The 18,977-nt window shown below is 41.4% G+C and carries 17 protein-coding genes; 16 read left to right on the top strand and 1 reads right to left on the bottom strand.

Annotated elements, in window-relative coordinates; genetic code table 11:
- Positions 1 to 5: 5 nt before the first annotated feature.
- The 15 genes from BCT11_RS14895 to BCT11_RS14825 all read left to right on the top strand — a co-directional run bounded on the left by BCT11_RS14895 (position 6) and on the right by BCT11_RS14825 (position 16,465).
- The gene (locus BCT11_RS14895; RefSeq protein WP_038876869.1) at positions 6 to 998 is read left to right on the top strand and encodes a Wzz/FepE/Etk N-terminal domain-containing protein; all 993 of its coding nucleotides are present in this window, start codon (positions 6 to 8) and stop codon (positions 996 to 998) included.
- A 147-nt stretch (positions 999 to 1,145) separates the two neighbouring features.
- Positions 1,146 to 1,604: a glycerol-3-phosphate cytidylyltransferase gene (tagD, locus tag BCT11_RS14890; RefSeq protein ID WP_102388604.1), complete on the top strand. Its 459-nt coding sequence runs from the start codon at positions 1,146 to 1,148 to the stop codon at positions 1,602 to 1,604.
- A 127-nt stretch (positions 1,605 to 1,731) separates the two neighbouring features.
- Positions 1,732 to 3,273 carry an oligosaccharide flippase family protein gene (locus tag BCT11_RS14885; RefSeq protein ID WP_102388603.1) on the top strand — a complete coding sequence of 514 codons (1,542 nt, stop codon included), beginning with the start codon at positions 1,732 to 1,734 and terminating at the stop codon, positions 3,271 to 3,273.
- Positions 3,273 to 4,331 (top strand): NAD-dependent epimerase/dehydratase family protein, encoded by a 1,059-nt coding sequence (locus BCT11_RS14880; protein WP_102388602.1) that lies wholly within the window; start codon positions 3,273 to 3,275, stop codon positions 4,329 to 4,331. Before BCT11_RS14885 ends, BCT11_RS14880 begins: the two co-directional genes overlap by 1 nt.
- A gap of 10 nt (positions 4,332 to 4,341) precedes the next feature.
- Complete coding sequence (locus tag BCT11_RS14875; protein WP_038876862.1) at positions 4,342 to 6,075, top strand: thiamine pyrophosphate-binding protein; 1,734 nt, start codon at positions 4,342 to 4,344, stop codon at positions 6,073 to 6,075.
- The gene (locus BCT11_RS14870; RefSeq protein WP_038876859.1) at positions 6,076 to 7,188 is read left to right on the top strand and encodes a polysaccharide pyruvyl transferase family protein; all 1,113 of its coding nucleotides are present in this window, start codon (positions 6,076 to 6,078) and stop codon (positions 7,186 to 7,188) included. It begins immediately after the preceding gene.
- Positions 7,189 to 7,204: 16 nt separating this feature from the next.
- The gene (locus tag BCT11_RS14865; RefSeq protein ID WP_102388601.1) at positions 7,205 to 8,245 is read left to right on the top strand and encodes a glycosyltransferase family 2 protein; all 1,041 of its coding nucleotides are present in this window, start codon (positions 7,205 to 7,207) and stop codon (positions 8,243 to 8,245) included.
- Positions 8,235 to 9,305 (top strand): EpsG family protein, encoded by a 1,071-nt coding sequence (locus BCT11_RS14860; protein WP_102388600.1) that lies wholly within the window; start codon positions 8,235 to 8,237, stop codon positions 9,303 to 9,305. The genes BCT11_RS14865 and BCT11_RS14860 overlap by 11 nt, the downstream gene beginning before the upstream one ends.
- A gap of 5 nt (positions 9,306 to 9,310) precedes the next feature.
- The gene (locus BCT11_RS14855) at positions 9,311 to 10,363 is read left to right on the top strand and encodes an acyltransferase (RefSeq protein WP_102388599.1); all 1,053 of its coding nucleotides are present in this window, start codon (positions 9,311 to 9,313) and stop codon (positions 10,361 to 10,363) included.
- Positions 10,364 to 10,370: 7 nt separating this feature from the next.
- Complete coding sequence (locus BCT11_RS14850) at positions 10,371 to 11,564, top strand: CDP-glycerol glycerophosphotransferase family protein (RefSeq protein ID WP_102388598.1); 1,194 nt, start codon at positions 10,371 to 10,373, stop codon at positions 11,562 to 11,564.
- The gene (locus BCT11_RS14845; RefSeq protein ID WP_038876853.1) at positions 11,564 to 12,601 is read left to right on the top strand and encodes a polysaccharide biosynthesis protein; all 1,038 of its coding nucleotides are present in this window, start codon (positions 11,564 to 11,566) and stop codon (positions 12,599 to 12,601) included. The genes BCT11_RS14850 and BCT11_RS14845 overlap by 1 nt, the downstream gene beginning before the upstream one ends.
- Positions 12,602 to 13,705 (top strand): capsular polysaccharide biosynthesis protein CapF, encoded by a 1,104-nt coding sequence (locus BCT11_RS14840; RefSeq protein ID WP_102388597.1) that lies wholly within the window; start codon positions 12,602 to 12,604, stop codon positions 13,703 to 13,705.
- A gap of 18 nt (positions 13,706 to 13,723) precedes the next feature.
- The gene (gene wecB, locus BCT11_RS14835) at positions 13,724 to 14,854 is read left to right on the top strand and encodes a UDP-N-acetylglucosamine 2-epimerase (non-hydrolyzing) (RefSeq protein WP_102388596.1); all 1,131 of its coding nucleotides are present in this window, start codon (positions 13,724 to 13,726) and stop codon (positions 14,852 to 14,854) included.
- Positions 14,854 to 16,053 (top strand): glycosyltransferase family 4 protein, encoded by a 1,200-nt coding sequence (locus BCT11_RS14830; protein WP_102388595.1) that lies wholly within the window; start codon positions 14,854 to 14,856, stop codon positions 16,051 to 16,053. The genes wecB and BCT11_RS14830 overlap by 1 nt, the downstream gene beginning before the upstream one ends.
- 1 nt (position 16,054) lies before the next feature.
- Positions 16,055 to 16,465, top strand: a complete 411-nt coding sequence (locus BCT11_RS14825; protein WP_102388594.1) for a WbuC family cupin fold metalloprotein — start codon at positions 16,055 to 16,057, stop codon at positions 16,463 to 16,465.
- 77 nt (positions 16,466 to 16,542) lie between these two features.
- On the opposite strand, the gene wecA is transcribed toward BCT11_RS14825, so the two are convergent.
- On the bottom strand, positions 16,543 to 17,616 hold the full coding sequence (gene wecA / locus BCT11_RS14820) for a UDP-N-acetylglucosamine--undecaprenyl-phosphate N-acetylglucosaminephosphotransferase (protein ID WP_102388593.1): 1,074 nt from the start codon (positions 17,614 to 17,616) through the stop codon (positions 16,543 to 16,545).
- A 174-nt stretch (positions 17,617 to 17,790) separates the two neighbouring features.
- Between wecA and BCT11_RS14815 the strand changes: the two genes are divergently transcribed.
- On the top strand, positions 17,791 to 18,957 hold the full coding sequence (locus tag BCT11_RS14815; protein WP_102388592.1) for a nucleotide sugar dehydrogenase: 1,167 nt from the start codon (positions 17,791 to 17,793) through the stop codon (positions 18,955 to 18,957).
- Positions 18,958 to 18,977 lie beyond the last annotated feature (20 nt).

Below are 18,977 nucleotides of genomic sequence, written 5' to 3'. Positions count from 1 at the left end.
GACCCATGGAACAACAAAAAGAATCCAACCCAAACTACCTACCGTATCCACCTCAATCTCAGTCCACAGATGATGAAATCGACTTGCGTGAACTGTTCGGCACATTGTGGAAAGGAAAGTGGATCATCATTGCGACTACATTTGTTTTTACAGTTGGTGCGGTACTTTATGCACTAAGCTTGCCAAATATCTACAAATCGGACGCATTACTTGCACCAGCAGAAAGCTCAAGTGGTGGAGGTCTTTCAAAAATGGCTGGTCAACTCGGCGGATTAGCAGCACTAGCAGGTGTTAACCTTGGTGCCGGTGAATCTTCTCAAACGGATTTAGCTGTGCAAGTAATGAAGTCACGCCAATTTGTTGAAGCATTCATCAATAAACATGATTTACTTGTACCATTAATGGCGGCAAAAGATTGGGACTTAGCTAATAACAAACTCATTTTTGATGAAGAACTCTATAACCCAACTACAGGTGAATGGCTGCGTGAACCCGATGGACTGCGCGGTGTAACTCCAACGGCACAAGAAGCGTTTGAAGTATTCAATAAAGAAACGTTGAGCATTACTCAAGATAAAGAAAGCGGCTTATACACGGTATCGGTAAAACACTACTCACCTTATATTGCTCAGCAATGGGTTAACTGGCTGATTGAAGACATCAACAAAGTAATGCGTGAACGTACAATATCGGAAACTTCGCAAAACTTAGCTTACCTAAATACTCAGCTACAAAAAACCGCCGTAGCCGATATGCAAAGCACCTTTTATAAGCTGATAGAAGAACAAACCAAAAGTCTAATGCTTGCAGAGGTACAAGAAGAGTTTATCTTCAAAGTTGTTGATCCGGCAGTGGTACCAGAACTAAAAGACGGCCCGAAACGTGCTCTAATCTGTGTGTTAGGTACATTGCTTGGTGGCATGCTGGGCGTAGCAATTGTATTGATACGTTTTGCTTTTCGGAAAGAAGATACAGAGGAACTAAGATCTAGGACTTAGCCCTTGGTGTTACCTACTGGACCAGTTTGGCAAGATAGGTGAAATCAAGGAATTACAATGAGATAGTAAAATTTGGTTGTCTCATTTTGAATAAAATGTGTCTCAGATGTAAATAACTCTCTGAGACAAAGAGTGTTGTTAACGAGAATGAAAACAGTAATTACTTACGGAACGTTCGACCTTTTTCATGTTGGGCATGTGCGCTTACTCAAGCGTTTGAGTGAGCTAGGTGACAGGTTGGTTGTTGGGATATCTTCAGATGAGTTTAACGAGCTTAAAGGGAAAAAGTCCTTTTTCTCATACGCTGAGCGAGCCGAGATTGTTGCCGCATGCCAGTATGTTAATGAAGTGTTTCCAGAGCACGACTGGGAGCAAAAACAAAGTGACGTGCAACGCTTTAATGCAGATATCTTTGCCATGGGTGACGACTGGGAAGGCAAGTTTGACTTTCTGAGCGAGTACTGTGAAGTTGTTTACTTACCTCGCACTGAGAATGTGTCTACTACAGATATCAAGAAAAAGCTGTCGTCTTTGAAGAAGACCGATTTGGATAAAATTGAGAGCTCATTGCACAATGTAATTGAGATTGTGAAAGCAATGACATAAATCCGGGTGTTAGAAGTGCGAAGAAAGGCTCTTCCACCTAACTTAATAACATATAGAACGAACAAAGGTAGGTCGATTTTCACAATGTCTAAGGCATAGAAAAATCTTGTGTACCTATGATTGAACGATGACTTACAAAACTGACAAAAGCACAATTGCCAAGAACACGATCTATTTATATGTTCGTCAAATACTGATCGTACTGATCACTCTATTTAGTATTAGAGTTGTTCTCAATAATCTTGGCGTTGTTGACTATGGTATTTACAGCGTTGTCGCAGGTGTAGTGACTTTGTGCTCGTTTTTAACCACGAGCATGGCGTCTGCGACTCAGCGTTATTTTTCGTTTGCATTAGGTAAGGATGACGACAGCACACTTAAACAGACATTTTGTGTGAATTTGGTCATTTATGTCGCTATTGGTGCGTTGGCGTTACTTGCCCTTGAGTCTATTGGCTTGTGGTTCGTACAAGAGCATTTAAGCCTCCCTCCAGAAAAGTACGCTACAGCCCAAGCTCTATACCAATATTCTATTGTCACGCTGATTTTTGGGATATTTTCTGCCCCGTTTCTGGCGATTATCATTTCTCATGAGAGGATGCAGTATTTTGCAGCAATCTCTATTATGGAGGCGATATTGAAGCTTGTGGCAGCGATATCGTTGAGTGTTTACGGTGGTGATCGGCTCGAATTCTATGGGCTATTGCTATTGGCAGTTTCTATATTTGTCTTTTTGGCTTACTTTGTCGTTTGTATAAAAAGCTTTAAAGAGTGCCAGTTTAAACAGTGGTACTGGAACCAAAAGCTGTTTTCAGACATTATTGCTTTTACTGGTTGGACTCTATTTGGTCAATTCACTACGGTCGTCAGGATGCAGGGAGTGACCATTCTCGTCAATCAGTTCTTCTCTCCTGCGACAGCGGCCGCCCGTGCGATTGCTATTTCAGTTTCTTCGCAAGTTAGTGCGTTCTCAAACGCATTTAACACTGGTCTTTACCCTTCAATAATTAAAAACCATGCGGCGGGGAACACCAAAGAGCTACATGATATCGTCTTTGTTGGCTCAAAGTTTACCTTTTTCTTAATGTGGGTGTTTACTCTACCGCTGATTGTGGGAATGGAGTTGGTTTTGTCGCTGTGGTTAGGAGATCCCCCGCAGTTCGCCGTGTTGTTCACTCAACTGGCTATGGTTGAGATGTTGATCATGTCCATCAGTTTACCTCTAGCCACGGCTGCTAGAGCGCCCGGTAAAATGCGTGGCTACGAGCTAACACTGGGAATAATGCAGCTACTGATTATTGTGATTGCTTATTTCACCTTAAAACTTGGTTATCCAGCTTACAGCGTTTTTGTCATTGCTATCGTGATGAACCTACTGATGTTTTTAGTGAGACTGCTCATAGTTTCTCGCCTCATAGCTCTCTCTACTTTGAACTACGTTCGTGTCGTACTCAAGCCAGTATTTTGGGCTGTGATATTTCCTACTTTGCTGGTTATTATGGTCGGCGACTATTGCAAAGGTAGCGACATACTTCAGTTTGCTTACCTGATCTTAGTTTTTTTCGCAGCTGTAACCTCTGTTATTTACTTGGGGATGAATACAAGTACTCGACGTGAGTTTTTCAATGTCATCAACAATAAGCTACGAACTAAGTTAGGTGCAAAATAATGAAGATATTAATTATGGGCGGCACCGGAGCCATGGGGGCGCACCTCGTCAGTAAGTTAGCAGAGGGCTCTAACCAAGTATACGTAACGTCTCGTCGCAGTAGAGCTAACAATGGGAATATTCAGTATCTTACTGGAAATGCCAAAGACGACGGTTTCATGAAGCCTCTTTTGGAGTCAAAGTGGGATGTTATTGTAGACTTCATGATCTACAAGACAGACGAGTTTGCCTCGCGTGTTGAGCGACTGCTTGCAGCCACCGAACAATATGTTTTCATTAGCTCAGCAAGAGTATATGCAGATAGTACGGGCTTAATCTGTGAGGACTCACCTAGGTTGGTTGATGTATCCGATGATTCTACTTACCTAGCGACGGATGAGTACGCATTAAGTAAAGCAAGGCAAGAAGACTTGCTGTTTAATTCGGGACTTAGCAATTGGACGATCATTCGCCCCTATGTGACCTACAGTGAGCAACGACTTCAACTGGGGGTTCTAGAGAAAGAAGGGTGGCTTTATCGGGCGGTTAAAAATAGACCCGTAGTCATTAATCAGGAAATGTTAAATAAGACAACGACTTTGACGTATGGAAAAGACGTCGCTAACTCGATGGCTGCGCTGTTGGGGCATAAAGGTGCTCTGGGTGAAGCTTTTCACATTACCAGCTCTGAGTCGCTGACTTGGCAAGCAGTGTTAAAGGTTTACTCTCGTGTCTTGCAAAATGATGTCGGTATGGAACTAAAAGCTTGCTCAAGAGAGCTAGAAGACATCAAACGCTGGCATAGTGCTCAGTATCAAATCGACTATGACCGTATGTATAATCGGCAATTTGATAATACTAAGATTAACCAGTTTGTTAGCACCTGCGATTTTGTTAAGCCCACAGATGGGTTAGAGTGCTGTCTTAGTGAGTTTTTGAAAGTATCCAAGTTTGGCTACGTTGATTGGTGTGCCGAGGCAAAAAAAGACAAGCAAGTAGGTTGTGATACATCTTTAACTGAGCCGAAAGGATTAAAGAATAAATTGAAGTACGTTATTTTTAGGTACTTTTTGAAATAGGTATAACTCTATGTTTACAAGAGAAAAAAATGCTCAAATTGTCATGTCGTTGTTAAAGCAACATGGAATCAAAAAGGTAGTTGCTTCCCCAGGAAACACTAATGTCGCATTTATTGGTAGCATTCAAAATGACCCTTACTTCGAAATGTACTCGGCTGTTGACGAGCGCTCGGCGGCTTATATGGCGTGTGGGTTAGCGGCAGAATCAGAGGAACCGGTTGTCATCAGTTGTACTGGCGCTACAGCCTCCAGAAACTATTTGCCTGGCTTGACTGAAGCTTACTATCGCAAACTACCAGTGTTGGCGATTACCTCTACTCAGGATACATCAAAAGTGGGTCACTTGGTTGCACAGGTCATTGATCGAAGCAGTCTGCAAAATGACGTCACAAAAGTCAGCGTGTCTATGCCAATTGTTAAAGATGCCGACGATGTCTGGGCTTGCGAAGTCAGTGCTAATAAGGCCATTCTAGAACTATATCGCGATGGCGGTGGCCCTGCTCATATTAATCTGTTTACAAATTATAACCTTCCGTTTGATTGTAAAGTCTTACCTACTTCGCGAGCTATTCATCGTCACTTTATCGATAGTGGCAACCTACCTGAACTCAAGGGTAAGGTAGCCGTATTTATTGGTTCACATCCTAAGTGGGAACAAAAACAAACTGAGGCATTAGACGCCTTTTGTGAAGCGAATGATGCTGTTGTCTTTTGTGATCACACAAGTGGCTATAAGGGTAAGTATCGCTTGCTGTTCTCTTTGGCGGCAGGACAAGAGTATATGGATAACTCGGCGTTAAGGCCTGATATCTCTATTCACATTGGTGAAATAAGCGGCGACTATCCAAGTCTTAGAATGTCAGGAAAGCAAGTTTGGCGTGTCAGTCGAGATGGTGAGTTACGTGATACTTTCCGCAAGTTGAAGCATGTATTCGAAATGCCAGAGTCGCTATTTTTCAAGAAGTATACTCAGTCGAACTCCCCAAACAACAGCTATTATCTTACCTGCAAGGATTATCTGTCTTCATTACGCGAGAGCATGCCAGAGCTGCCGTATTCTAATATTTGGGTCGCTTCACAACTTGCTACTCACCTACCACCGCACTCAAACTTGCATTTAGGGATCCTAAATAGCTTACGTTCTTGGAACTTCTTTGAAGTTCCCGAAACTGTCGATGTATGCAGTAACGTGGGGGGATTTGGTATTGACGGAATTCTATCTTCTTTGTTAGGTGCGTCGCTAAATAATGAAAGCAAACCTTATTTTTGTGTACTTGGTGACCTTGCGTTCTTCTACGATATGAACACGCTTGGGAATAGACATGTTGGCAAGAACCTTAGAATCCTGATGATCAACAATGGTAAAGGCACTGAATTTAAGCAGTACAACCATCACGCAGCTTATTTTGATGATGCTGCGGATGAGTATATTGCGGCGGCCAATCACTTTGGGAACAAATCGAAAACTTTGGTTAAGAATTTCGCTCAGGATCTCGGCCTCCAATATTTGAGTGCTTCGACGAAAGAAGAATTCATCAAAGCCAAAGAGCAGTTTTTATCGGTTGAACCAATGAAGCAATCGGTGGTGTTTGAAGTTTTCACCGACAGCAGACTTGAAAGCAAGGCATTGGAAAAGGTGCTTAATATCAAGCAAGACTCAAAGCTTTTACTTAAAGGTAAAACCAAAAAAATGATTGGTCATAAAGGGATGAGCACAATTCGAAAAATCGTTAAAGGTAGCTAAATGAAGGTTTGCATTCTTACTCAGCCATTGCATAAGAACTATGGTGGTTTACTTCAGGCATACGCGCTGCAGAAAGTTATTCGTGACAATGGTCATGATGTATACACTGCTGATATTCCGTTTCGAAAGCCAAGGCTTTTTGGCATACCTTCATTTGCTAAAGCCTGTGTAAATCGTTATCTGCGAAATAAGCCTGTGGCGAGACTTTGGCCTTTATCTAACCAGGAAAAGGCGCGAATTCAAAAAGAGACCGATAGATTCATCGCAGAAAAGCTAACGCTTACAAAGCCCGTTGATTCGGTAAGTAAAATCCAGCAGTTGGATGAATACCAGTTTGATGCCTTCGTTGTAGGGAGCGACCAGGTTTGGAGGCCGTTATACTCTCCTGGGATCATGACTTATTTCTTCGATTTTTTGGAAGGGAAGCAAAACGTCAAACGTATGTCCTATGCTGCTTCATTTGGTATAGATAATGCGGCTGAGTATTCACCAGAGCAAATCAAACAAGTGTCACACCTGTTGAGTAAATTCGATGAGATCACCGTGCGTGAAAGCTCGGCAGTCGATTTGTGTAGTAATGTTTTTGGTGCTTCAGCGACGCACGTTGTTGATCCTACGCTACTACTCGACAAAGAGACTTATATCAATTTAGTTGAGCAAGATAACCCCCCTCACTCCACAGGCGACCTGTTCGTATACGTGCTTGACCAACGAGAAGATAAAAGAAAAGTCATCGACTTTGTGTTAGAGCTGACTCAATTAACCGAGTTTACCGTGCTACCCGAAACACCTTACGAGACTTACCCTGCAGTAACGCAGTGGATTCGTGGCTTTATGGACGCCAATTATGTGGTGACCGACTCATTCCATGGCGTCGCGTTTTGCATTATTTTCAATATTCCATTTATTGCAATAGGCAACGAGTCGCGTGGCCTTGCTCGGTTTACCTCAGTATTATCTAAGTTTGGTTTACTTGACCGATTAGTGACATCTGTCGATGATATTTCAGCCGAACTTGTTGCAAAAGAGATAGATTTTGCCGCGGTTAATATAATCAGAGAGCAAGAGAAAAAAAGCGCTAAAGATATCCTAGCGTCTGTTTTAACTAATTAGGGCTACTCGATTGTTAATGAAAATTTCCATCATTATCCCTGTATATAATGGCGAGCGATTCATAGAAGAGTGTATCCGTTCGGCCATGAATCAAGACCTAGACCTATTTGAGGTCATTTGCATTAATGACGGTTCAAATGATAATACTCAAAACATCTTAGCCCAACTCGAGAACGAGTACGCATCTCTTCGAGTGATCAATAAGGTTAATGAGGGGCCTGCAAAGGCTAGAGAAATAGGCGCTGAAAAAGCGACAGGGGAATATCTTGTCTTTTTAGATGGTGATGATCTCTTGGCACCTAACGCTTTAGGTGAAATCTACACTGTCGCTTCTAAAAATGACTTGGATATGGCTGTTTATGACTATGTCATTTTTTCTGACCAGCCAAGGTTTTCGAAAGACTCTGCTCACACACTCAAGCCTGTGAGCGTGTACACCGGTAAGGAGTACATTAACCAGTTTATGTATACCGCATACAATTGGGACAAATTGTGGCGCCGTGATTTTTACATTAGCAAGGTGATATCTGGCGTTGGTGGGTTTTATTATGAAGACCAACTTCCAACTTTAAAAGGCATCTACTCATCCAATCGTATAGCTAGACTCAACATTGTTTGTGTTGGATACAGAGATAATGCGAGCTCAACCACTCGTAGAGCGATTACGAAAGAACATTTTCAAGATCTTCGTTCGGTGATTCTAAGTTATTCTAAGGTGCTAAAAGATAACGATTTATGTCGTAGTCGTTGTGCGCTCATGAAGCTAGCGCATATGCTGGCTTTGTTAGATGAACACCGACATCAGCTGAGCCTTGAATTTGATAAAGAAATCTTATCGGTGTACAGCGAGGTTAGAGCGTTCATTGTTTCTCAAAATGGTGGCTTTGTTAACCTTTGTCAAAAAGTCGGTGTAGTTTATGGTTTTTACTACAAGCTAGAAACGATGTGCCTTGCGCGTGTATTTGGATTTATAGGTAAGTTGAGTCGCATCAAACGAATATTAAAAGAAAAAAAGTTGGTAGTAAGTAAAAATCAGGGGCTAGATAATGGCAGTTAATGTACTGTATCCATTAATTTGTTCAGTGTATGTGTTATTTATATATCCCATTATCTATTCTAAGATATTGAATAAAAATAAAATATTATCCCTAGCTTTCTTACTGATTCCGTTGTTCATAACAACAGCAACACAGGTTAATATAGGGACGGATTACCCTTCATATATTGGATTATACAAAGGAGAGTTTCCGTTCGATGCATCAAAAGGAGTAATATTTAACTTTCTTTTTGATAACCTTAACTTGATAAGTAATGATCCTAGGCTATTATTTGTTACGGTATCGGCTCTTCAGGTTTTATTTCAGTTTTTTATTTATAAAAAAGTAATTGAGCTTTATGGTAAGACTACATTTTTAATTTTTTTGATTGTCTATTTTTGTTTGACATTTACAAGTAGCTTCAATATTTTAAGATCATCTTTAGCCTCTTTAGTCTTAGCGTATTCCTTCCTTAGTCATTTGCCATACGGAAAGATCAAAAAATATACTTTCAGTACATTATTAGCCGCGTTATTTCACCCTACTGCGATTTTATTTGTTTTTATTCCTATTTTCTTGCCCATCATTAAGAGGAATATCCCCACAATCATATTGATTTCTATAGCTGTAATCGGTTTTATTTTAGGTCAAATTAAATTTGTGGCTGTATTAGCAGATTGGTTATATCACTCATTACCTCCTAGTACCCCATATCGCTTTTATTTGGTCTCCGAGCATATGAATTCATATATTGGAGGGTTAGGGCTGGGAATGTTTGTTAATTTAATCTTCTGCTTGGTTGGTGCGTATTTGGTGAGGCATGAAAGACGTGATGATATGATTCTTTTTTACAATTTATCAATAATAACATATTCGCTAGGCATGGTTTTTTACTATAACCCAATCTTTAATAGGGTACTATATTACTTGGTGTTTTTTCAAGCTATGTTTTTATCATCTCTAATTGTTAAATTATCTAGAGATAGATATTTATATTCTGGTTTTTTAGTTTTAGTGAATTCGTTGCTTTATTTTTATTTTGGGTATTACTCTGTTCAAGTCTTTAATGGAAATATTTAAAGTTTATGAAGTTTTCAAAAATAAATAACTTTGATTTAATACGTTTGTTTGCTGCTATACAAGTGGTTATAGGGCACAGTGTCCATCATTTGGGTGTGGAACTAGTTTTGTATGACTACTTTCTTCGCTATTTTCCAGGTGTGCCAATTTTCTTTTTTGTTAGTGGGTACTTAATTTCATCTGCTTATAAAAGAAGCCCTGATATTAGAAGTTATGCTTTTAATCGAATTGTACGGATATACCCAGCACTTTTAGTATGCTTGTTAGTAACGCTAGCGTTTGTTTTGTTCAACCAGCAAATTGATTTTAGCTTATTGGCGTTGTCAAAGTGGCTGGTGGCACAAGCTACTGTAGGACAGTTTTACAATCCTGACTTTCTTCGTGGTTATGGTGTGGGTGTGATCAATGGTAGTCTCTGGACTATACCCGTGGAATTACAGTTCTATATACTTGCCCCGCTAATCTATCTCTTTGTTGAGCGTTTTAAGGCCAACAGTAAGTGGTTTATTCTGTTAGTTTTGATTAGCTTTGTAGTAGTTAACCAAGTCTATGGGCTTTATTTCACTACCGTGGAGCATAGAGGGGTAATCAATAAGCTTTTCGGGGTGACCTTTTTACCTTTTGTCTATTACTTCATTTTGGGGGTGATAGTTCAAACTTATAGTGAGCAAGTGATAAGCTGGGTTAAGGGGCGATTCGTTACATTTTTACTGTTGCACTTAGTGTTAGCGAATGTAATGGAGGTAAGCGGATTCATTACCTATGGGTCTTATCTAACCCCGATTCTGGTGGTGACTTTATCATTGTTAGTTATTAGTGCGGCTTATTCGATGCCGAGTTTGTCTGAAAAGATGCTAAACAGAAACGATATATCGTATGGGGTATACATATACCACATGCTTTGGGTTAACTTTGTTATCGATTTAGATTTATCGTCAATCTATAAGTTTTCATTGGTGATAGTGTTAACTTTGCTTTCAGGAATATTGTCTTGGCGTTTGATTGAACGTCCATCTCTATCTTTTAAGAGAAAGGCTTTCGCAGAGAATAAAGTGTGATTTTGTAATGAGTGTAATTTTAAAATTAAGTTATTTAATATACTACTTAATCTTTCCTAAAAAGGTTAATCGAGTTGTTTTCTATTCAGCATCGGGAGCGAGTTTTAATCAAAACTCAAAACACCTTTTTGAGTTCTGTATCGCAAACACTGACCTCGAGTGCAAATTTGTTGTGAATAATAACAGACTTCGAGAGCAGTTAAATCAGGAGTTTGGGGGCGGATTTATCTCCAATCAAGGAGTAGAAAACATCCGTTGGATTATGTCTGCTGGAATCTGGGTGACCTCGACTGGGCTTCCGATCAAGGTCCCTTTCTTTGACGTCGGTAGGTTGTGTGTCAATCTTTGGCATGGTATTCCGCTCAAGAAAGTTCTCTATAAAGACGTCAGCATCAATGCTCTGAAGCGCTTGTTGTTCTCGTTTGTGTATCCTAAATATGACATTGTGACTAGCACCTCAGATACTGTCTCCGATGTGCTTGTCGACAGTTTTCGATGCAAGCCGAGTAGTGTCGTTGTTACTGGACAAGCATGGAACGATGCCGTTTTTACCAAAGACAATGCTGCGCAAGTACGAGCACTCGATGCTCGTATCACTGAACAATCGAAATTGGTGTTGTATGCCCCGACCTGGAGAAATGCTCCAGCAAAAGCGTTCAGTCTTAACCCATTTAAAACCTACCCGGATGAGCGTCCTTCCACGGTCTTTTTTCCATTTGAAGATCTCAAGCTCGAGGAGCTACAATCTTATCTCGAAAGCGAGGATATCTTTGTTTTTGTGCGAGCGCATTTGCTTGATGCTCAGAACAACCAAGAAATCCTCAAATTGCCCAATGTTGTTTCTTTTGAGCAAGACGCCTTTCCAGATGTTATGGAGTACATCAATGCATTCGACATGCTGATCACTGATTACTCAAGTATTTACTTCGACTTTTTACATCTAGATAGACCGATGCTGTTTCTTCCATACGACATTGAAGAATACACGAAGAACCCAGGGTTTAACTTTGATTATCACGCAGTCACTCCTGGGCCAAAACCAAGTTCATTTGCAGAGTTTAAAACAGTGCTCTCTAACTCGTTGTCTGGTGACTTTGATCGTGAGCTATTGCTCAGTACCAAACGAAAGTTCCACAAGTTTGATGGGGACAACTGCAAACGTATTTATGAATTAATGAAAGACTATAGAGACAGCAAATAATGTTTAAAGACAGAATTCTTCTCATTACTGGTGGTACAGGCTCATTCGGTAATGCCGTTCTTGATCGCTTCTTAGAAACCGATATCAAAGAGATTCGTATTTTTTCTCGTGATGAGAAAAAACAAGATGATATGAGAAAGAAGTACAACAACGATAAGCTTAAGTTCTATATCGGTGACGTTCGAGACTACCAAAGCATTCTCAATGCAACTCGGGGAGTGGATTACATTTACCATGCGGCAGCGTTAAAACAAGTACCTTCTTGTGAGTTTTACCCTCTAGAAGCAGTAAAAACCAACGTATTGGGTACTGAGAACGTACTCGAAGCGGCGATTGCAAATAATGTTGAGCGCGTGGTTTGCCTGAGTACCGACAAAGCGGTTTATCCTATCAACGCGATGGGCATTTCAAAAGCGATGATGGAAAAAGTCATTGTTGCTAAGAGCCGTAACCTAGAGCACACCAACACAACTATTTGTGCGACTCGTTACGGTAACGTGATGGCTTCTCGCGGTTCAGTGATTCCACTGTTTTTGCGTCAGATCATCAACGGCCAGCCAATCACCATCACTGACCCGAACATGACTCGTTTCATGATGACCCTCAACGATGCGGTTGACCTTGTGTTGCATGCTTTCGTTAACGGAACCAATGGCGATATCTTCGTACAGAAAGCGCCTGCAGCGACTATTAATGTATTAGTTCAAGCACTATTACGCCTTACTCATAAGGATGAGCACCAGATTAACGTTATTGGTACTCGTCACGGCGAGAAGTTGTATGAAGCACTGTGTAGCCGTGAAGAAATGTTTGTAACAGAGGACCAAGGCAACTACTACTGCATCCCATCAGACAATCGAGATCTTAACTACTCAAAATACAATGAAGAAGGTGAGAAAGACCTATCCCTTATCGAAGATTACAACTCTCACAATACTGAGCGTTTGGATGTCGAGGGTATGGTTGAGCTATTACGTAAGCTTGATTTCATTGTCGATATTGAAGCTGGAAGTTTGGTTGTACCAGAGGGCGTATAGATGAAGATTGTTGTAACAGGTGCAAAAGGTTTCATTGGAAAAAACCTCTGTGTCATGCTTCGTGAGCATGGCTATGAAGACCTTGTTGAAATTGACCGTGATACCACAAGTGAGCAAACGATTCATGCGTTAGCTGAGGCTGACTTTGTTTATCACTTAGCTGGAATTAATCGCCCAAAAACAGAAGCGGAATTCCAAGAGGGCAACGCCGATTTTACTGATTTCGTTGTCGAACAGCTTAAAGCTAGTGGTCGAAAGATTCCCCTTGTGGTGAGTTCTTCCACTCAAGCTCTTCAAGACAACGCATATGGACAGAGCAAACGCTCTGCCGAGCAGAGTGTTGAGCAATATGGGCAAGAAAGCGGTGCGTCATTTTATATCTATCGTTTTCCTAATGTGTTTGGAAAATGGTGTCGCCCAAACTACAACTCATTTGTTGCCACTTTCTGTTACAACACACTCAATGACCTAGATATTACCATCAACGACCCTAAAGCTCCGGTAACGCTTGTTTATATCGATGACGTTTGTCGTAGCTTAATTGCTTTACTTGATGGTACTGAGCCGAGTGGGGCCAAAGCTGTTTCACCGGAGTATCCAACCACAGTTGGTGAGGTGGCGGATTTACTGCGAGCGTTTAAAGAGAGTCGAGAGAACTTAGTTACGGAAGATGTGGGTACAGGATTGGTTCGTGCATTGTACTCGACTTACTTAAGCTATATGTCACCTGAGCAATTTAGCTATACCATCCCTAGTTATGGTGATGAGCGTGGTGTGTTTAGCGAGATGCTAAAAACAAAGCAAGCAGGCCAATTTTCTTTCTTTACCGCGCACCCTGGGATAACTCGAGGTGGGCACTATCACCACAGCAAGAATGAAAAGTTCCTTGTCTTAAAAGGTAAAGCTCGCTTTAAGTTTGAACACATTGGGACGGGGGAGCACTATGAGCTGGAGACGGAAGGCAGCGCTCCTCAAATCGTCGAGACTGTGCCAGGTTGGTCACATGACATCACGAATATTGGCGATGAAGAGATGATCGTTATGCTTTGGGCAAATGAGATTTTTGACAGAGAAGCGCCAGATACCTTTGCGTTCCCACTGTAAACCTTGAAGAGAAAAAAAATGAAGAAATTAAAAGTCATGTCGGTGGTTGGCACGCGTCCTGAGATTATTCGTCTGTCCCGTGTGTTGGCAAAATTGGATGAGCATTGTGAGCATATTCTAGTACACACCGGTCAGAACTATGACTTCGAGCTTAACGAAGTCTTCTTTAATGACTTAGGGGTCCGTAAGCCGGATTACTTTCTTAATGCAGCAGGCAAGAACGCGGCTGAGACTATTGGTCAGGTCATCATCAAAGTGGATGAAGTGCTGGAAGAGATAAAGCCGGAAGCTATGCTGGTCCTAGGTGATACCAACTCTTGCATTTCTGCCATTCCAGCGAAACGTCGTAAGGTGCCTATCTTTCATATGGAGGCGGGCAATCGCTGTTTCGACCAACGAGTTCCTGAAGAGACCAATCGCCGTATTGTCGATCATACCGCAGACATTAACCTTACTTACAGCACGATTGCTCGTGATTACTTGTTAGCGGAAGGGCTTCCAGCTGACCGCGTTATTAAAACGGGCAGCCCAATGTTTGAGGTGCTGAACCACTACATGCCTCAAATCGATAACTCAGACGTTCTTGAGCGTCTTGGTTTGGTGAAAGGTGAGTTCTTTGTGGTGAGTGCTCACCGAGAAGAGAATGTCGATTCACCAAAGCAGCTTGCAAAATTGGCGGAGAGCTTGAATGCAGTAGCGGCGAAGTATGGATACCCAGTTATCGTATCGACTCACCCTCGCACACGAAACCGAATAGAAGCACAAGGTATTGAGTTTCATGCCAACATTCAGCTTCTGAAGCCGTTAGGTTTTCATGACTACAACCATCTTCAGAAAAACGCAAAAGCGGTGCTTTCAGACAGTGGCACAATCAATGAAGAGTCATCGATTATGAACTTCCCAGCGTTGAACTTGCGAGAAGCGCACGAGCGCCCAGAGGGAATGGAAGAAGCTGCGGTGATGATGGTGGGTCTAGAAGTTGAGCGCATCATGCAGGGCTTGCAGATACTGGAAAGTCAGCCAAGTGGCGAGAGCCGTTTGTTAAGAAGAGTGGAAGATTACAGCATGCCGAATGTGTCAGATAAGGTCGTTCGTATTGTTCACTCGTACACTGATTACGTGAATCGTGTCGTTTGGAAAAAGTATTAATGCGCTTAGCTTTAATTATTGATGATTACTTGCCCCGCAGTACCCGTGTTGGGGCAAAAATGTTTCATGAATTGGCTTGCCACTACGCCGCTCTAGGACATGATGTTACTGTTATTACCCCCGAACAAGGGCAACAAACAAAGTTAGTAAAAAGCGTTATAGATAACGTAAAGGTTTGGCGATTCTCCAGTGGTGCAATTAAAGATGTACCCAAAATAAAGCGAGCGGTTAATGAAACGTTGTTGTCAACTCGTGCCTGGAATGCCATTTCTCATGAAGTTAAGCCAGATACGTTCGATGGCATTGTTTACTACTCACCATCGATTTTCTTTGGGGGACTTGTTTCAAAAATTAAAGTACGTTGCCAATGTAAAGCGTACTTGGTTTTGCGAGACTTATTTCCTCAATGGGTCATCGATGCCGGCATGATAAAGCAAGGTTCATTGATTGAAAGATATTTTCGATTCTTTGAAAAACTTTCTTATGAGCAAGCCGATACCATTGGTTTAATGTCTGAAAAAAATCAATTGCTTTTTAACGAGATTACAGAGCATCGTTATACTTCCGAAATATTAAGAAATTGGGCAGAGCTTACCCCGCATACACTGTCTTCTCAGAAAGACAGTATTCGTTGCCAACTAAATTTAGAAGACAAGGTCATTTACTTCTATGGAGGCAATATTGGTCATGCTCAAAATATGGCCAATTTGATACGTCTCGCTAGAGCGATGAGTTCATATAAGAAAGCACATTTTCTTTTTGTCGGACAAGGCGATGAAGTTAATCTTATTAAGCGTTTAGCCAAAGAGTGGAGGCTTGATAACTTCACTTATCTCCCTTCAGTAGACCAAAAGGAGTTTAAGAACCTCCTTGCAGATATTGATGTGGGCCTTTTTTCGCTTTCTGCTCAGCATACTGCTCACAACTTTCCGGGTAAGCTCTTAGGGTATATGGTTCAATCCATTCCAATCTTAGGCAGTGTGAATATTGGTAATGACTTACTTGACATTATTAATGACAATAATGCGGGGATGATTTCTGTCAATGGTGAAGACGACGTACTTTATAAGAATGCGTTATCACTGTATGAAAACGTGGAACTGAGAGCACAAATTGGATGCAAAGCATATTCTCTGCTTGAGCAAGAGTTTTCTGTTCAGGCGGCAGGAGCAAGCATTATCGAAGCATTGAAGGAATAGTATGAACACTTATAATGATGAGAGCTTATCTGTACTTTTTGAAAGAGCGCAAACCTCATCAAGAAAAAGGGCACACCATAATTTACATGCTGATTATGGTGAAAAGGTTCAGAGGCTATTCATCGCTTTAACAAAGGGAAGTTATGTCGAACCTCATTATCACGAACTTTCACATCAATGGGAGATGTTTATCGTCGTAAGTGGTGTGATTAGAGTGTGCCATTATAACTTTGATGGGAGTGTTGCTTCAGAGCTCCTCGTCGGCGATGGTCAGAGCGTAAGGGTTATCGAGTTTCTACCGAAAGACATCCATAGTGTGGAATGTCTTTCCGATAAAGCTCTGTTACTGGAAGTTAAAGAAGGTCCATTTAATCCTCAATTCGCTAAAGTACCTGTGATGATAGCCAAGTAAGTAATGTTATATTGAAATGCACCTAAATGATAAAAAAGGTCGTTTTTTCCTGACATCAAGTAGCAATGGATGATTACTTATACTTCTTGTGTTGGGGACTCTTTATTTAACTTCTTACGTAGGAAGCTGGTTACGCGCCAGATATAGGTAAGAATTAATGAGTAAACAACAAAACATCCAATGAATAAACTGAACATGACTGATTCTGGGATATCTCTTGCCTCTCCATAAATGCCTACGCTTGCATAAAGTGAAGCAATAAAGCAAATTGAAACAAGAGTTTGTTTTGGCCCTAACCCTAATCTTTGGAATATATGGTGCAGGTGTTCGCGATCTGGTTTGAATGGTGAATCCCCACGGCGTATGCGGCGGATCATTATTGCAGCCATATCCATTAGTGGGACTGCGATTAGCCAAAGAGCCGTGACTGGGCGCATCAAAGGTTCTGTACCTTCAACCTGGCTGACTCCTAATAATAGCCAAATGACAGTAAAGCCGATCATCATGCTTCCAGCATCGCCCATGAAAACTTTTCTCTCTCTCCCCAAAACGCCAAGGTTCATGCAAATGTAAGGTAGCATCGCTACTATAATTACGACACATAAATAGGCAAGGCCATGCTGGCTATCGACTTGAAGTAAAAATGCTAACGCGCCAAAGGTTACAATAGATAATCCACCTAGCAGGCCGTCAATCCCATCAACCATATTAAAGGCATTTATTGCTCCAATTACAGCTAGGATCGTCACCAAACTTCCAGCCCAGCCAAGGGAAATCTCACCAAAACCAAACATGTCACCTAGGCTATGTAGCTCAATACCCGCTACTTTCATCATTACTATAGATAACGCTGCTTGAATGCCCATTCTAACTTTGAAGCTGAGGTCGATCTTATCATCAACGGCTCCGACAACTGTTAACACGCAGATGCAAAGTAGATAAAGCCAGCTATGTTCGATGATTTCTGGTTTAAAAGTGAGGTATTGTGTAAGAACTAAACAAATAGAGATTCCACCAACTAAAGGGACTGCACCATTATGTAGTTTACGAGCGTTGGGCTTGTCAACTAAGCCTACTTTCTTTGCTACTTTTCGCATTAAAAAGAGCGTGGCAAAAGAAGAGAAAAAGATAAAACTGAGTTCGAGGAGCATACATTAGCCAACTGTATTATTAAATTTAATCTATGCGATTCTAACGTAAATTAAAGACATGAAAAAGTTAGTAATAGGATATTTATAGCTAACCGTGTTCACAGAAGTGCCTCTAGAGTTGATGTCATTTACGAGGAGGAGTATTCTTAGCGTGATAGTTTTAAGGGGATATTCATGAAAATTGCTGTCGCTGGCACTGGTTATGTCGGCCTTTCCAACGCCATGTTGTTAGCTCAAAACCATGAAGTGGTTGCACTAGATATTGTTCTTGAAAAAGTTGAATTGTTAAATAAAAAACAATCTCCAATTGTTGATGCTGAGATTGAAAGTTTCCTTGAAAACAGGGAACTAAACTTTATCGCAACAACAGATAAGCAGAAGGCTTATCAAGGCGCAGAATATGTTGTGATCGCAACGCCAACGGATTATGACTCTGTTACGCATTACTTTAATACTTCTTCAGTAGAAGCTGTGATTAAAGATGTGATGGCGATTAATCCAGATGCGGTAATGGTGATTAAGTCAACTGTGCCAGTTGGTTACACGACGCGTATCAAAGAGGAGTTAGGGTGTGAGAACGTTATTTTCTCGCCAGAGTTTCTTCGTGAAGGTAAAGCGCTTTATGATAACCTTCATCCGTCACGTATCATCGTCGGTGAGCGTAGCGAACGTGCTGAAATATTTGCAGGTCTGCTTGTTGAAGGGGCTGTAAAAGAAAACATTCAAGTGCTCTTTACTGACTCTACAGAAGCGGAAGCGGTTAAGCTGTTCTCTAACACTTACCTTGCTATGCGTGTTGCGTACTTTAATGAGCTCGATTCTTATGCAGAAGCACACGGTCTGGATGCTCGCCAGATTATTGAAGGTGTTGGCTTAGACCCACGTATTGGTAATCATTACAACAACCCGTCCTTTGGTTACGGTGGTTACTGCCTTCCAAAAGACACGAAGCAGTTGCTTGCGAACTACCAAGAAGTGCCGAATAACATCATTGGCGCGATTGTGGATGCAAACCGCACTCGTAAAGACTTTGTGGCGGAATCTATCCTCAAGCGTGAACCAAAAGTAGTAGGCATTTACCGCCTTATCATGAAGGCTGGATCGGATAATTTCCGTGCTTCTTCTATTCAAGGCATTATGAAGCGAATCAAGGCGAAAGGTGTTGAGGTCGTGGTTTACGAACCAGTACTCAAAGAAGAAGATTTCTTTAACTCTCGAGTGATTAAAGACCTGAATGAATTCAAACAAAGTGCGGATGTGATTGTTTCTAACCGCATGGTGGAAGAGTTAGCCGATGTAGCGGATAAAGTTTACACCCGTGACTTGTTTGGTAGCGACTAATGAATCTCTGGTAAGGTCCT

The organism is Vibrio sp. 10N.222.52.B12 (assembly GCF_002875385.1).
GTDB lineage: Bacteria > Pseudomonadota > Gammaproteobacteria > Enterobacterales > Vibrionaceae > Vibrio > Vibrio jasicida.
The sequence above is the reverse complement of the archived record's forward strand: the minus strand, read 5'-3'. Positions and strand labels throughout refer to the sequence as shown.